This is a genomic window from Luteimonas lutimaris (genome assembly GCF_039537065.1).
Lineage (GTDB): Bacteria > Pseudomonadota > Gammaproteobacteria > Xanthomonadales > Xanthomonadaceae > Luteimonas > Luteimonas lutimaris.
Genome location: NZ_BAAAZU010000029.1, coordinates 67,853 through 82,493, shown reverse-complemented (window position 1 = coordinate 82,493; position 14,641 = coordinate 67,853). Strand labels below are relative to the sequence as shown.

The 14,641-nt window shown below is 70.0% G+C and carries 13 protein-coding genes; 5 read left to right on the top strand and 8 right to left on the bottom strand.

Going from position 1 to position 14,641, the window contains the following annotated elements; genetic code table 11:
• Window positions 1-151: 151 nt before the first annotated feature.
• Window positions 152-349, top strand: coding sequence for a hypothetical protein (locus tag ABD679_RS12940; RefSeq protein WP_344760407.1), 198 nt, complete (start codon window positions 152-154; stop codon window positions 347-349).
• A 52-nt stretch (window positions 350-401) separates the two neighbouring features.
• Here the strand turns inward: ABD679_RS12940 and ABD679_RS12935 are convergent, their stop codons facing one another.
• From ABD679_RS12935 to ABD679_RS12925, 3 genes are all read right to left on the bottom strand, one after another.
• Window positions 402-1,022, bottom strand: coding sequence for a rhomboid family intramembrane serine protease (locus tag ABD679_RS12935; protein ID WP_344760406.1), 621 nt, complete (start codon window positions 1,020-1,022; stop codon window positions 402-404).
• Window positions 1,022-2,611 carry a POT-type proton-dependent oligopeptide transporter gene (locus tag ABD679_RS12930; RefSeq protein WP_344760405.1) on the bottom strand — a complete coding sequence of 530 codons (1,590 nt, stop codon included), beginning with the start codon at window positions 2,609-2,611 and terminating at the stop codon, window positions 1,022-1,024. The genes ABD679_RS12935 and ABD679_RS12930 overlap by 1 nt, the downstream gene beginning before the upstream one ends.
• Before the next feature lie 169 nt (window positions 2,612-2,780).
• A complete protein-coding gene (locus ABD679_RS12925; RefSeq protein WP_344760404.1) occupies window positions 2,781-3,380 on the bottom strand; it encodes a hypothetical protein in 600 nt (199 codons plus the stop codon).
• A gap of 227 nt (window positions 3,381-3,607) precedes the next feature.
• Here ABD679_RS12925 and ABD679_RS12920 point away from each other — a divergent pair, with 227 nt between their 5' ends.
• On the top strand, window positions 3,608-4,492 hold the full coding sequence (locus tag ABD679_RS12920) for an endonuclease/exonuclease/phosphatase family protein (protein WP_344760403.1): 885 nt from the start codon (window positions 3,608-3,610) through the stop codon (window positions 4,490-4,492).
• Here ABD679_RS12920 and ABD679_RS12915 read toward each other — a convergent pair.
• From ABD679_RS12915 to ABD679_RS12905, 3 genes are all read right to left on the bottom strand, one after another.
• On the bottom strand, window positions 4,479-5,471 hold the full coding sequence (locus ABD679_RS12915; protein ID WP_344760402.1) for a sensor domain-containing diguanylate cyclase: 993 nt from the start codon (window positions 5,469-5,471) through the stop codon (window positions 4,479-4,481). The two genes, ABD679_RS12920 and ABD679_RS12915, sit on opposite strands and share 14 nt — an antisense overlap.
• A gap of 247 nt (window positions 5,472-5,718) precedes the next feature.
• A complete protein-coding gene (locus ABD679_RS12910; protein ID WP_344760401.1) occupies window positions 5,719-7,608 on the bottom strand; it encodes an ATP-binding cassette domain-containing protein in 1,890 nt (629 codons plus the stop codon).
• Between the two features lie 443 nt (window positions 7,609-8,051).
• Window positions 8,052-9,656, bottom strand: a complete 1,605-nt coding sequence (locus ABD679_RS12905) for a protein adenylyltransferase SelO (RefSeq protein ID WP_344760442.1) — start codon at window positions 9,654-9,656, stop codon at window positions 8,052-8,054.
• Between the two features lie 180 nt (window positions 9,657-9,836).
• Between ABD679_RS12905 and ABD679_RS12900 the strand changes: the two genes are divergently transcribed.
• On the top strand, window positions 9,837-11,855 hold the full coding sequence (locus tag ABD679_RS12900; RefSeq protein ID WP_344760400.1) for a DEAD/DEAH box helicase: 2,019 nt from the start codon (window positions 9,837-9,839) through the stop codon (window positions 11,853-11,855).
• Between the two features lie 15 nt (window positions 11,856-11,870).
• Here ABD679_RS12900 and panD read toward each other — a convergent pair whose 3' ends face one another.
• Window positions 11,871-12,251 carry an aspartate 1-decarboxylase gene (panD, locus tag ABD679_RS12895; protein ID WP_344760399.1) on the bottom strand — a complete coding sequence of 127 codons (381 nt, stop codon included), beginning with the start codon at window positions 12,249-12,251 and terminating at the stop codon, window positions 11,871-11,873.
• Between the two features lie 150 nt (window positions 12,252-12,401).
• On the opposite strand from panD, the gene ABD679_RS12890 reads away from it, so the two are divergent.
• Together ABD679_RS12890 and ABD679_RS12885 are read left to right on the top strand one after the other, a co-directional pair.
• Window positions 12,402-12,839, top strand: a complete 438-nt coding sequence (locus ABD679_RS12890) for a SufE family protein (protein ID WP_344760398.1) — start codon at window positions 12,402-12,404, stop codon at window positions 12,837-12,839.
• Window positions 12,836-14,089, top strand: a complete 1,254-nt coding sequence (locus ABD679_RS12885; RefSeq protein ID WP_344760397.1) for an MFS transporter — start codon at window positions 12,836-12,838, stop codon at window positions 14,087-14,089. The genes ABD679_RS12890 and ABD679_RS12885 overlap by 4 nt, the downstream gene beginning before the upstream one ends.
• A gap of 26 nt (window positions 14,090-14,115) precedes the next feature.
• Here ABD679_RS12885 and ABD679_RS12880 read toward each other — a convergent pair whose 3' ends face one another.
• The gene (locus ABD679_RS12880) at window positions 14,116-14,472 is read right to left on the bottom strand and encodes a hypothetical protein (protein ID WP_344760396.1); all 357 of its coding nucleotides are present in this window, start codon (window positions 14,470-14,472) and stop codon (window positions 14,116-14,118) included.
• Window positions 14,473-14,641 lie beyond the last annotated feature (169 nt).

Here is a 14,641-nt window from a genome sequence, read left to right as displayed (position 1 = left end):
GCCGGGTGAGCGAACCACGCCGCCTTCCGGTGTCATTCAGCGGCGCGGGACGTGGATTGCTGACACGTTGCGTCACGTCCGCCGGCCTCCCTCCGCCGGAGACATTGGCACGCTTGCTGCTTCCCCTTAAATGCGAAAGGGGAGGAAGACCATGTACGACCACGACGACAACGCCGAGCACGAAGCCGTGACCCGCCTGTTCGAGCTCACCCGCAGCGGTGACACCGGCAACTGCGAGTACAACCAGCTCGATTCGATGATCTACGACCGCCTGGAACAGGCCTACGGCAGCGACGACACCGGCCACCGCCCGTCCGGCGCGATCCAGGTCCAGACGGCCGCCAGCTGACCCGACGGGCCAGCCCTGGCACCGGCGCAACGCCGGTGCGGCGGCCCGGTGGCTATCCGAACGCCGGGTTGGCCAGTTCGGCCAGGAAGTGCTGGAACAGCCGCGGCTCCATCACCAGCGCAAACAGCACGCCGTAGCCGGCGCCCCACAGGTGCGCGCTGTGATTGACGTTGTCGGTGCCGCGCCGGTCCATCCAGATGCTGTAGCCGACGTAGAGCACCGCGTAGAAGATCGCGGGAATCGGGATCGGGATGAAGAAGATGTAGATCCCGGTCCACGGCGCCATCAGGATGAACGCGAACAGCACCGCCGACACCGCGCCCGAAGCCCCCAGGCTGCGGTACTGCGCATCATGCCGGTGGCGCAGGTAGGTCGGCAGGATCGCGACCACGATCGCCGACAGGTAGAACAGCACGAAGCCGGGCACACCGATCCGCTCCACGAACACCTGCTCCACCGGCCGCCCGAAGAAGAACAGCGTGATCATGTTGAAGGCCAGGTGGCCGATGTCGGCATGGATGAAGCCGTGCGTGACCAGCCGGTCGTACTGCTTCGAGCGGTCGATCGCCGGCGGCCACAGGATCAGCCGGTCCAGCAGCTGGCGGTTGTTGAAGGCCAGCCACGAGACGACGCAGGTGGCGATGACGATGACGAGCGTGATCGAGAAGGTCATCAGGCGGTCCGGTAGTGTTCCTGCATCGGGTAGCGCCGGGCGTACCAGGCGAATACCAGCGTGACCACGAGCGCGAACGCGGCGAAGAAGAACATCAGGAAGGCGTTCTCGGTCATCCCGGTCTCGGCGATGCGCGCGGTCACGGCGTCGTTGCGCACCGCGGCGTTGGTGATCAGCACCCACAGGTTGCCGTAGGACACCGACAGCATCCAGAAGCTCATGATCGCGCCCTTCATCGACGGTGGCGCCTGGCTGTAGGCGAACTCCAGGCCGGTCGCCGAGACCAGTACCTCGCCCAGCGTCAGCAGCGCGTACGGCGCGATCTGCCAGGCGATCGACACCGCGTCGCCGCCGTCGATCGCCAGCTGCAGCAGGCCCGCCACGATCCAGGCCAGGCCGGAGAACCCGATGCCCGCGCCCATCCGCCGCAGCGAGGTCACCGCGATGCCCATCCTGCGCAGCAGCGGGAACAGCACCATGTTGTTGAACGGGATCAGCAGCATCACCAGCAGCGGGTTGAGGGCCTGCATCTGCGCCGGCGCCTTGACCAGCCAGCTCGGCCACCACCACTGGTCGTGCGGCATGGTCATCGCCCCGCCCTGGATGACCCAGGTCGAGGCCTTCTGGTCGAACAGCGACCAGAACGGCGTGACCAGCGCGAACACGATCAGCACCCGCAGCACCGCGCGCACGCCTTCCACTGCCTGCGCCGGGTGCACGCCGCGCGCGCGTTCAAGCTGCATCGAGGCACCGATGCCGCCGCCGGCCATCAGCAGTCCCAGCGCCAGCAGCACCGCGATCACGAAGTCGTCGCGCACCAGCCAGGCCAGCGCGGCGGCGGCCAGCACCACGCTGAGGCCGAACACCACCAGTCCGCCGCGCCCCTGCCCCGGCGCGTGCGCGAACAGCGCCGTGCGCACCACGCGCAGGAACGAGTGCGGGTCCGGCGGCGCCGGCGGCACGTGCACGTACTTGTTGCGGCCGCTCCAGAACACCACCGTGGCGATGAACATCAGCACGCCGGGGATGCCGAAGGCCACGCTCGGCCCGTACTCGCGCAGGAACAGCGGCATCAGCAGCGAGGCGAAGAACGAGCCGAAGTTGATGATCCAGTAGAACGCGTCGTAGACGACCTTGGCCAGGTGCTTGTTGCTGCGGTCGAACTGGTCGCCCACGAACGCCGAGACCAGCGGCTTGATGCCGCCCGACCCCAGCGCGATCAGGAACAGGCCGGTGTAGAAGCCGCCGCGGCTGTCCTCGAACAGCGCCAAGCACGCGTGGCCGGCGCAGTACACCAGCGACAGCCAGAACACGGTGTTGTACTTGCCGAACCAGCGGTCGGAGATCCAGCCGCCCAGCAGCGGGAAGAAGTACACGCCGATGACGAAGGTGTGGAAGATGTCCTTCGCCGCACCGTCGCGCTCGGATTCGGGCAGGTAGGCCAGCAGCAGGCTGCTGACCAGGAACGGCACCAGGATGTTGCGCATCCCGTAGAAGCTGAAGCGCTCGCAGCCTTCGTTGCCGATGATGTAGGGGATCTGCCGGGGCAGTCTTGCGTCGCGGTCGACGGGCGCGTCGGGTGCGGTCATCCGGTGTGCCTGGTCTGGGCCAGCGGCAAGCCTAACCGATAGGGATGCCGCGGCTACAGCGCTGCGGCCGCGCGCCCGATGGCGGGCAACGGCGTGTGCCGGCGCGGGACGCGCGGCAGGCCCGGGTGCAGTGGCTGCGTGGCCGCTCCGGGAACCCGGGCCTGCCGGCTCAGCTGCCGGCAGCCTTCATCCGTATCCCCAGCGCATCGGCGCGCAGCCTCGCCAGCTCCTGGCGGTGCGTTTCCATCGCCGCGCGCACTTCGTCGGCAAGGCCGGCGTAGGGGTCGCCCAGCTGTGCGAGCAGGTCCCCGCTGCCCTCGCTGCCTTCGAGCCCCTGCTTGAGGTCCAGCTTGCCCAGCACGGTGTCGATGGCGTTCTTGACGAAGCCGTAGCGGGCCACGTCGAGTCCGGCCGCCTTCGCCCCGGCCGCGTCGACGTCCGGGCTGGACAGTTCCATCAGCGCCGTCATCTGCGCATCCTCGTCGTGCTGCTCGCCTGCCTGCACGAACCTGTCGTAACCGGCCTGCAGCAGTTCGATCTCCCTGGCCATGCCGCGCGCGTAGGCGTCGACGTCGCCAGCGTGCAGCGGCTGCGACGCGGGATTCGCGTCTTCCTCCGATGCTGCCACGTCCGTCGCCGCGGCCCCGGCCGGTGCGGGCGCCACAGTCTCCATGCGCTCGGCTGCCGCGGCGCCGGTGGCGTCGTGCCCCGCTCCGCCGCATCCGGCCAGGCCCAGCAGCATGATCCCCAGGATCCGGTGTCCGTGCATGTCCACTCTCCATCGCGATGTTCGTCGGCGTATCGATGCGCGACCGGGCCTCGAACCACCCGCCGGCCACGCCCATACAGCGCCAGAAACGGAGACAGGGTCTTCAGGCGGCCAGCAGCGCTGGAAGCCGCGCCTGCACCATGGGCGGCGACGAACCGTGCCCACGCCACGTTCGCATCGCCGGCGCGACAATCGCGGCCTGCAAACGCCGACCCGCCGGAGGCCGCATGCGTTCCACCCTCCCCGTCCTGCTCCGCGTCCTGGCACCCGCGGCAGTACTGGCGCTCGCGGCCTGCGCCACCGCGCCCGCCACCGGCGCACCGGACGCGGAAACACCGGACATCACCCTGGTCACCCTCAACCTGTGGCACGACAAGGGCGACTGGCCCAGGCGCGAGCGGCTGATCGTCGACAGGCTGCGCGAAATCCGCCCGGACGTGGTCACGTTGCAGGAAGTCTTCCAGCACGACGGCCTGCCCAACCAGGCGAAGACGCTGGCCGACGCGCTGGGCTACGACTACGTGTTCGCTTCGGTCGATGCACCCGACGCTCCCAGGCGTTTCGGCAACGCGATCCTCAGCCGGCACCCGATCCTCGCCCACGACTGGAAGGCGCTGGAACCACTGGACGACTACCGCAACATCGTCCACGTCCGCATCGCCATCGACGGGCGCGAAATGAACGTCTACGACACCCACCTGCACTGGACGGAGCAAGGCGGCGCGATCCGCGCCGAACAGGTGGCCGACGCGCTGGCCTACATCGACGCCACGGCCGGTGGCGCACCGTCGGTGCTGGCCGGCGACCTCAACACGTCGATGGACGCGCCGGAGCTGCAGCCGCTGCTGCAGCCGTTCGCCGACGCCTACGCGGCGATGCACCCGGACATGCAGCCCGGCGACCGCGCACACGCCACGCTCGACCTCGCCCAGTACCCGCCGCGGCACATCGACCAGGTGCTGCTGCAGCGCGACGCCTTCGTCCCGCTGCGGGCGGACATTATCCTCGACCGGCCGGACGCTGGCGGCACCCTGGCATCGGACCATTACGGGGTGCGGGTGGAGTTCCGGTTCGCCGCGCCTGCGCGCCCGCCGCCGCTCAGGCCACGTTGACCCGGTCGCGGCCCCCGGCCTTGGCGCCGTACATGGCCGCGTCGGCGCGGCGGACCCAGTCGTCGGCGTTCACCAGCAGGCGATCGGCCTGGGCCAGGCCGATGCTCAGCGTGCAGTGTTCGGAGACGGCAGCCTCGCCGCGTATCTCGAGGAAGCGGGTGCGCACGCGCTCGGCCACGTCGCGCGCGCCGCGCACGTCGGCTTCGGTCAGCAGCACCACGAATTCGTCGCCGCCGTAGCGCGCCGGCGTGTCGATCTCGCGCACCGACTCGCGCAGCACCTGCGCCACGCGGCGCAGCACTTCGTCCCCGGCCGCGTGGCCGTGGGCGTCGTTGACTTCCTTGAAGTTGTCCAGGTCGATCAGCATCACCACCGCGGGGCGTCGCGAGCGCAGGTAGCGCGCCAGTTCGCTGCCGGCGACCTCGTCCCAGTGGCGCCGGTTGGGCAGGCCGGTCAGCACGTCGATGCGGTTGAGGCGTTCGAGCTGGCGGTTCTGCTGCGCCACGCGGTGCGCGAGCGCGTACATCACCGCGCTCAGCGCCAGCGGATATCCCACGAGGAAAGGCAACGATGCGACGACGACCGCCATGCTGCTTTCCAGCTGCACGGGAAACCCGAGCAGCGCGGAGACCAGCAGGCAGGCTCCGAACTGCGGCGGCAGCGTCCGCCCGAGGAAGCGCCAGCCGCCCACCCCGACCTTGTCGACCGTCAGCAGCGCCATCAGCAGCACGCTGGGCAGCAGGTTGAACTGCATTACCGCCACCCACGCACCGCCCAGCGCGGAGTCGAGGACGAGGTTGCGCAATTCAGCCTCGCGCGGCATGCGGCTGCGCCTGGCCCGCCACAGGGCCAGGTGCGGCCAGGCCGCGACATTGAGCAGCAGCAGGGCCCACGCCAGCGGCCCGGTGCCGTTCTCGTGCAGCACCGCGGCCACGGCCAGCCCCGACAACACCAGCCCGAGCATGCGCATGCGGTACATGCGACCGACGAATGCGCGATCGCGTGCCTCCGATTGCCGGGACTCGATGAAGCCCATGCGGTCGTTGCCCCCTGTCAGACAGCCGTTCCGGCTGCAGCATACCCGTGCACCGCAGGCGCGGGACGGCACCGCGTCACGGCCTGCCGTTCCGGTGGCGGGCATTCAGCGTCCGGCGTATTTCCGGTTGCGGGTCCTGCCCTCGCCAGCCATTCGATGGCGCGCGCGACCACCGCGCACGCGGCCGGCCTCACCCCTCGAGTGCCTCCCAGCGCGCATAGGCCTGTTCGAGTTCCGCCTGCGTCTCGGCCACGGTCACGTTGTGCGCGGTGATCGCGGCGCTGTCGCGCTGGTAGAAGGCGGGATCGTTCATCAGCGCGGTCAGTTCCGCGATCCGCGCCTCCAGCGCCTCGATGCGCGCCGGGAGCTGTTCCAGCTCGCGGGCTTCCTTGAAGCCGAGCTTGCGCTTTTCCTTCGCGGGGACGGCCACGGCCGGGACCTCGGCTGCGGGCGCGGGCGCCGGCGCCGGCGGCTGGCCCTGCGGCGCCGCGGCCCGCCGGCTTTGCCGGAGCCAATCGCTGTAGCCGCCCACGTATTCGCCGATGCGTCCTTCGCCGCCGTCCTGCATCACCAGGGTCGACGTCACCACGTTGTCGAGGAAGTCGCGGTCGTGGCTGACCAGCAGCAGCGTGCCCGGGTACTCGGCCAGCAGTTCCTCCAGCAGTTCCAGCGTTTCCACGTCCAGGTCGTTGGTCGGTTCGTCCATCACCAGCAGGTTGGACGGTTGCGCGAACAGCTTGGCCAGCAGCAGCCTGTTGCGCTCGCCGCCCGACAGCCGGGTGATCGGCGCGCGCGCGCGCTCGGGCGTGAACAGGAAGTCCTGCAGGTAGCCGATCACGTGCTTGCGCTTACCGCCGACCTCGACGAACTCCAGCCCCTCGGCGACGTTTTCCAGCGCGTTCCAGTCCTCGCGCAGCGTCGCGCGGTACTGGTCGAAATAGGCGACCTGCAGCTGGGTGCCGACGCGGATCTCGCCGGCCTGCGGCTGCAGGTCGCCCAGCAGCAGCTTGAGCAGGGTGGTCTTGCCACTGCCGTTGGGGCCGATCAGGCCGATGCGGTCGCCGCGCAGGATGGTGGTGGAGAAATCGCGCACCAGCGCGCGGTCGCCGAAGGAGAACGACACGTCCTTCGCCTCCACCACCTTTTTGCCCGAAGCACCTGCCTGGGCGGTGTCCATGCGCACGTTGCCAACCTGCTCGCGCCGCTGCGCACGCTCGGCGCGCATCGCCTTGAGCCGGCGCACGCGGCCTTCGTCGCGGGTGCGGCGGGCCTTGATGCCCTGGCGGATCCAGACTTCCTCCTGCGCCAGCATCTTGTCGAAGCGCGCGTTTTCCTGCGCCTCGGCGTTGAGCCGCTCTTCCTTGCGGCGCAGGTAGTTGTCCCAGTCGCCGGGCCAGCTGGTGACCTGGCCACGATCGATCTCGACAATCCGCGTCGCCAGCGCGCGCAGGAAGCGACGGTCATGGGTGATGAACACCAGCGCGCCGCTCCAGCCCTTGAGGAAGCCCTCCAGCCAGTCGATCGCCGCGATGTCCAGGTGGTTGGTGGGCTCGTCGAGCAGCAGCACGTCGGGCGCCGACACCAGCGCGCGGGCCAGCAGCACGCGCCGTTTCATGCCGCCGGACAGGCGGGCGAAGGCGGCGTCGCCGTCGAGTTCCAGCCGCTCCAGGGTTTCGACCACGCGCTGGTCCAGGCGCCAGCCGTCGGCGGCTTCGATCCGGCCCTGCACCGCGGCCAGGGCGTCCATGTCGACTTCGGCGGCATGGGCCAGGTGGTGGTACTCGGCCAGGTCCGCGCCAAGCCCGCCCAGCCCGGCCGCCACGACGTCGAACACGCTGCCTTCGGCGCCGGCGGGCACCTCCTGCTCGAGCCGCGCGATGCGCACCCCTCCCTCGCGACGGATTTCGCCGTCGTCGGGCCGGAGTTCGCCGTCCAGCAGGCGCAGCAGGGTGGACTTGCCGGCGCCATTGCGGCCGATCAGGGCGATGCGCTCGCCGGACTCGATGGCCAGGTCGACGCGCTCGAGCAGCAATGGGCCGCCGACGCTGTAGTCGACGGCGTTCAGGGAAATCAGGGGCATGCGCATAGTGTAAGCGGCGCGGCCACCAGGCCCTATGCGCCGGGCACGCGCCGGCGTACATTTGCGCAGTGCCCACCACCCAACCAGCGGAGACCACCATGGCCAAGGGCATGGACAAGAAGAAGGAAGAGAAGAAGAAACCGGAAAAGACGCTGAAGGAAAAGCGCGCTGCGAAGAAGGAAAAGAAAGCCGGCCATTGAGCCGGTTTTCTTTTGGGGCAGGGACTCGGGACTTGGGGATTGGGGATTCGTTGCGGGACCCCGCGGCCTGATACCAGCCCTTCTCCCGCTTGCGGGAAAAGGTGCCGAAGGCGGATGAGGGGGCGAGCGTAGCGAGCTGCGGTTGCCCTTGCCCGGGAGTGGCCGGCGGGTCGGTGGACTAAGAGCTGTCCACGGCACGAAGAGCTCGCGGCTGAAGCCGCTCCTGCGAAAGCCTGGCGCCGGCTACGAGCTGCACGACAGCATCGAACATCCCGCGCGATCGCGTGCCCAGTCCGGGCGCTTCTGCGCGAACGCCTCGCGGCCGGGCTGTTCGTCGCAGGGGTGGCGCATCACGTCGAGCAGTTCGGCCACGCCGCTGTCGTCGCCCTGCTCCGCGCGGTCGATGGCCTGCTGGGCGAGGTAGTTGCGCAGGACATAGCGCGGATTGGCGGCGTGCATGCGCGCGCGGCGCGCCTGCGGCGAAAGCGGATCGTCGCGCAGGCGCGCGGCATAGCGGGCCAGCCAGGCAAGCAGCGCCGCCTCGGCGGCCTGCCGCTTGCCGGGGTCGTAGAACGCGTCCTCCATCGGCGCCACCGTGGGCGTCTCGACATCGACGTCCGCCAGCGCGCGGAACCAGAGCGTCATGTCGATCTCCGCGTCCTGCATCAGCACGTGCAGGTCACGGACGAGTTCGACATCGGCATCCCGGCACTCGGCCAGGCCCAATTTGCGGGCTGTATTTTCTCGCTCATGGCGCGCGTGGGCGGCCGCAAACAGGTCCAGCCCGTCCTGCAGCGGCTGCACGTCGTCGAACAGCGGCGACAGCGCCTGCGCCAGCCGCGCCAGGTTCCAGTGCGCGACCTTGGGCTGCCAGCCGAAGCGGTAGCGGCGGCCGTGTGCGTCGGTGGTGTTGGGCGTCCAGTCCGGGTCGTAGTCGTCGATCCAGCCGTAGGGGCCGTAGTCGATGGTCAGGCCCAGGATCGACATGTTGTCGGTGTTGAGCACGCCGTGGACGAAGCCGACCCGCATCCACGCGGCGACGGTGGCCGCCGTGCGTTCGCAGACCTGCGCGAACCAGTCGCCGAACAGCGCCCGGGTAAAGGCACCCTGCGCGCGCAGCTTTTCGAGCGAAACGGCGCGCGGCTGTTGCAGCAGTTCGGGAAAATCCCGCCACACGCAGAACTCCGCCAGCTGCCGCAGCACGTCCACCTCGCCGCGCGAGGCCGGCAGTTCGAAGCTGCCGAAGCGCAGGAACGACGGCGCCACCCGGCACACGACCGCGCCCGGCTCCGGCCGCGGATGGCCGTCGTAGAACATGTCGCGCACCACGTCATCGCCCGTGGCCACCAGCGACAGCGCGCGCGTGGTCGGCACGCCGAGGTGGTGCATCGCCTCGCTGCACAGGAACTCTCGGATCGACGAGCGCAGCACCGCGCGGCCGTCGGCGTGGCGCGAATACGGCGTCGGACCGGCGCCCTTGAGCTGCAGTTCGTGGCGGCTGCCGTCGGCCGCGACGACTTCCCCCAAGGTGATCGCGCGGCCGTCGCCCAGCTGCCCGGCCCAGTGCCCGAACTGGTGCCCGCCGTAGTTCGCCGCGAACGGCGCCATGCCCGGCAGCAGGGCATTGCCGCCGAACACCGCCGCGAATTCCGGCGAGGCCACGTCTGCGGCGCTGAACCCCAGCCGCTGCGCGATCCCGCGCGAATGCGCCAGCAGCTGCGGCGCGGCGACCGGCGCCGGCTCCACCCGCGACCATAGCGCCCCGTGCACCTGGCGTACCCCCGGCCCGGCCTCCGGGTCGCCGGGAAGCTCGCGCAGGAAGGCATTGTCGAAGTGAATGGCAGGCAGCGTCATGCCGCCAGCTTATTAGGTCACGCGCCCTTGCCCGGTTAAACTGCACACTCGCGCCCGTGCCGCAGGCACCGTCGACCGCGAACGCCCCGCGTCCTCCTTCGACCGCAACCGTCCGCCTGCTCCCCGAGCCTGGCGCGCAAGCGCGTTTCCACGCACCCGACACCCGAGATCCCCATGACCAGCGCTGACGCCACGCCCGCCCCGGGCCCGAAATTCACCGACCTGGGCCTGCCCGACACCCTGCTGCAGGCGCTGGCGGCGGTCGGCTACGAGTCGCCATCGCCGATCCAGGCCGCGACCATCCCGCCGCTGCTGGCCGGCCGCGACGTGCTCGGCCAGGCCCAGACCGGCACCGGCAAGACCGCCGCCTTCGCGCTGCCGATCCTTGCGCAGGCCAAGCCGCAGCCGGGCAAGCCGCAGGCGCTGGTGCTGGCACCGACCCGCGAGCTGGCGATCCAGGTCGCCGAGGCGTTCCAGAAGTACGCCGCACACATCCCCGGCTTCGCGGTGCTGCCGATCTACGGTGGCCAGGGCTACGGCCCGCAGCTGCACGCGCTGCGCCGCGGCGTGCACGTGGTCGTCGGCACCCCGGGGCGGGTGATCGACCATCTCACCCGCGGATCGCTGGACCTGTCGGAACTGCGCTGCCTAGTGCTGGACGAGGCCGACGAGATGCTGCGCATGGGCTTCATCGACGACGTCGAGACCGTGCTCAAGAAGACCCCCGACACGCGCCAGGTGGCGCTGTTCTCGGCGACGATGCCGGTGCAGATCCGGCGCATCGCCCAGACCTACCTGAAGGACCCGGTGGAGATCGCGATCAAGTCGGCGACCTCCACCGCGCGCAACATCCGCCAGCGCTACTGGATGGTCAGCGGGGTCAACAAGCTCGACGCGCTCACGCGCATCCTGGAGGCCGAACCGTTCGACGCGATGATCGTGTTCGCGCGCACCAAGCTCGGCACCGAGGAACTGGCCGAAAAGCTCGCCGCGCGCGGGCTGTCGGCGGCGGCGATCAACGGCGACGTCGAGCAGAAGATGCGCGAACGCACCATCCAGCGGCTCAAGGACGGCCAGCTCGACATCCTCGTGGCCACGGACGTCGCCGCGCGCGGGCTGGACGTGGACCGCGTCAGCCACGTGCTCAACTACGACATTCCCTACGACACCGAGAGCTACGTCCACCGCATCGGCCGCACCGGCCGCGCCGGGCGCAGCGGCGAGGCGATCCTGTTCGTCGCCCCGCGCGAGCGCGGCATGCTGCGCGCGATCGAACGCGCCACGCGGCAGCCGATCGAGCAGATGGCATTGCCCAGCGTCGAAGCGGTCAACGAGCAGCGGGTCGCGAAGTTCCTCGACCGGATCGACACGGCGCTGGAGAGCAGCGAGCTGCCGCTGTTCCGCGAGCTGGTCGAACGCTACGAACGCGAGCACAACGTGCCGGTCGTGGAAATCGCTGCCGCGCTCGCACAGCTGGTGCAGGGCAAGACGCCGCTGTTGCTGAAGGCGCCGCCGGAGCGGGTGCGGCCGGCGGGCTTCGAACGACGCGAACACGGACACGACCGCCCCGATGAGCGGGGACAACCGTTCCAGGATCGTCATTCCCGCGCAGCCGGGCATCCTGCGGCTTCGCGACCGGCTGCAACCAGGCCGCAGGATCCCCGCTTCCGCGGGGATGACGATCAAAGCCGGGACCAGGGACCTGCGCCCGAAGCAGGCCAGGAGCGGCACGATTCCGGGCGCCCTGCCCCCCGCCCGCGCGCCAACGCAGCCGAAGCCATGTTCTTCGACGAAGACGCCCCGCCGCGCAACGAGCGCGAGCCGCGCCCGCCGCGCGGCGGCGAGGAATTCCCGATGGAGACCTTCCGCATCGAGGTCGGCCACGTGCACGGCGTCAAGCCGGGCAACATCGTCGGCGCGATCGCCAACGAGGCGGACCTGGAAAGCCGCTACATCGGCCGCATCGACATCCGCGACGACTACAGCCTGGTCGACCTGCCCGAAGGCATGCCGCGGGAACTGCTCGAACACCTCAAGCGCGTCTACGTCGCCGGCCAGTCGCTGAAGATGCGCCGCGCCGACGAAGCCGACACCGGTGCGCCGCTGCCGCGCGGCAAGCGCCCGTTCGCCGGCAAGCCGCGTGCACGCCCGCAGGCGGCGCGCCGCCCCGGGCCGAAGCATCCGCGGCGCTGAAGCCGCGCGCCGGCGTCAGGCGGCCTGCGCCGGGATCGAATCGTTGGTGTGGGTCAGCGCGTTCTGGCGGTCGACGTAGACCAGGGTCGGCTTGAACTGCGCCGCTTCGGCCTCGTCGCAGGCGCCGTAGGCGCAGATGATCACCAGGTCCCCCGGCTGCGCACGGTGCGCGGCGGCGCCGTTGACCGAGATGATGCCGCTGCCTTCTTCGGCGCGGATCGCATAGGTTGCGAAGCGCTGGCCGTTGTTGACGTTGTAGATCTCGATGCGCTCGTACTCGCGGATGCCGGAGATGTCGAGCAGGCGTCCGTCGATCGCGCACGAGCCTTCGTAGTGCAGTTCGGCGTGGGTGATCGTGGCGCGGTGGATCTTGGCTTTGAGCAGGGTCAGTTGCATGTTCGGGCCGTGGGGAGGCGGGCAAGGAGCTGATTTTACAGGATGGGGGCAAACCGCCCGCAGCCAAGGCCGGCGCCTGCGCCATCCCGCACGGCCATGTTTGCGACAATGGCGCCCCGCCCTGCACCCCGCGCCGCCCGGCGCCCGCCCGTGACCGATTCCCCTTTTCCGCTCGAACCCACCGCAACCGCCGCGCAGCAGGCCATCAAGGAGGAGTTCGGCTTCTTCGGCGACTGGTCCGAGCGCTACCAGTACCTGATCGACTTGGGCCGCAAGCTGCCTGCCTTCCCCGAAGAGTGGAAGACCGAGGAGCATCGCCTGCATGGCTGCCAGTCGATGGTGTGGATCGTGCCGTCGGGTGACGCGGCGCGGCTGGACTTCGCCGCGGTCAGCGATTCGGCCATCGTCTCGGGCCTGGTCTATCTCGCCCTGCGCGTGTACTCGGGCCGCAGCGCGCACGAGATCCTCGACACCCGGGCCGACTACATCGCCGACATCGGCCTGGCCAGGCACCTGTCGCCGACCCGCAGCAACGGCCTGGCCGCGCTGCTCGCCTTCATCCGCGATACCGCCCAGCGCGCTGTGTGAACGCATCCTGGTCGCCGTCCGCGGAGGAGTCGCCTTCCTCGCCGATGCGCAATCCCGGTTTCCGGGCACTGATGGCGTTCAGGATCTGCACGATCCTGTCCTACCAGATCGTCGCGGTCACCGTCGGCTGGCACGTCTACGAGATCACCCGCAGCCCGTTCGCGCTGGGCCTGATCGGCCTGGCCGAGGTGCTGCCCTATTTCTGCATCGCCCCGTTCGCCGGCTATCTGGTCGACCACCTGCCGCGGCGCAAGCTGGGCGTGGCCGCATGCTGCGGGCTGCTGGTGACCGCGCTGGCGCTGGTGGCGGTCACGCGCGGATGGCTGCCGACCACGCACGTGTGGCCGATCTACGCGGCAATCGCATTGACGGGCATTGCACGCAGCTTCCTCGGCCCGGTCTACAACGCACTGTTCGCACGGGTGCTGCCGCGCACTCAGTTCGTCAACGGCGCCAGCCTGGGCAGCGTGATCTTCCAGAGCGGCATGGTCATCGGCCCGGCGCTGGGCGGCGTGCTGGTCGGCTGGGGCGGCAAGGACATCGCCTACGCCACCGCCGGCGGCATCGTGCTGCTGGCGGCGACGGCGATCGGCACGCTGCGCGTGACCGAGCCGCCGCAGCTGCTGCAGCGCGCGCCGGTGTTTTCCAGCGTCCGCGAGGGGCTTCAGTTCGTGTTCGGCAACCAGATCATGCTCGGCGCGATGGCGCTGGACATGTTCTGCGTGCTGCTGGGCGGCGCGGTGTCGATGTTGCCGGCCTTCATCAAGGACATCCTGCACTACGGGCCGGAAGGCCTCGGGATCCTGCGCGGCGCGCCAGCGCTGGGGTCGATCTGCGTGGCGCTGTGGCTGGCGCGGCGTCCACTGCAGAAGCACGCCGGGCGGGTGCTGCTGTTCGCGGTGGCGTGCTTCGGGCTGTGCACGATCGCGTTCGCGCTGTCGCGGCATTTCTGGCTGTCGGCTGCGATCCTGGTCGCCTACGGCATGTGCGACGGCGTGTCGGTGGTGATGCGCTCGACGATCATGCAGCTGGTCACGCCCGACGAGATGCGCGGACGCGTGTCGTCGATCAACGGCATCTTCATCGGCTCGTCGAACGAGCTTGGCGCGTTCTACGACGGCGTGATGGCGCGCCTGCTCGGGCTGGTGCCGGCGGTGGTCGTCGGCGGCTGCGTGACCCTGGGCGTGGTCAGCATCACCAGCTGGCGCGCGCCGAAGCTGCGGCGGCTGGACCTGCGCGAACTGCAATAGCCGCGGGCGGGGCACCGGGCCGCTGTTCAATCCGCCTGGCTGCGCCGGGTCCAGCGTGCCACCAGTACGGCCGCCGCCATCAGCGGCAGCGACAGGACCGCGAACACGATCAGCCCCAGCGGCAACAGGCTGAAGTCGAGCGCGGTCACGGCCAGGGTCATCGCCTGCGCCAGCATGATCGCCAGCCCCCAGCGCCAGGCCCTGCGCGGGAACTCGTAGCCCAGCCAGCCGGCCAGCACGATCGCGAGCGGATAGGCCGCCACCCAGTACACGCCGGCATCCCAGGCCTCGCGCCTGCCGCCGACCGCCATCGCCGCCAGCCACAGCAGCACGCCGCCGCCGATCGCGAAGGCGTAGCCGCGCCTGTCCGGATCCTGCTTCATGGCACCCTCGTGCTCCCCACGCGCAGGCAGGGAGCATGCACCCGGCGCACCGCGGCTGTCATCCGTGGCCGCGGCGCCGCGATGCCGGCAACGCCCTGCCCGTTCCGCCGGCGCCACGAAAAAGCCCGGCCGGAGCCGGGCTTTTTCTGGTTGCGACTGCGCGGACCGG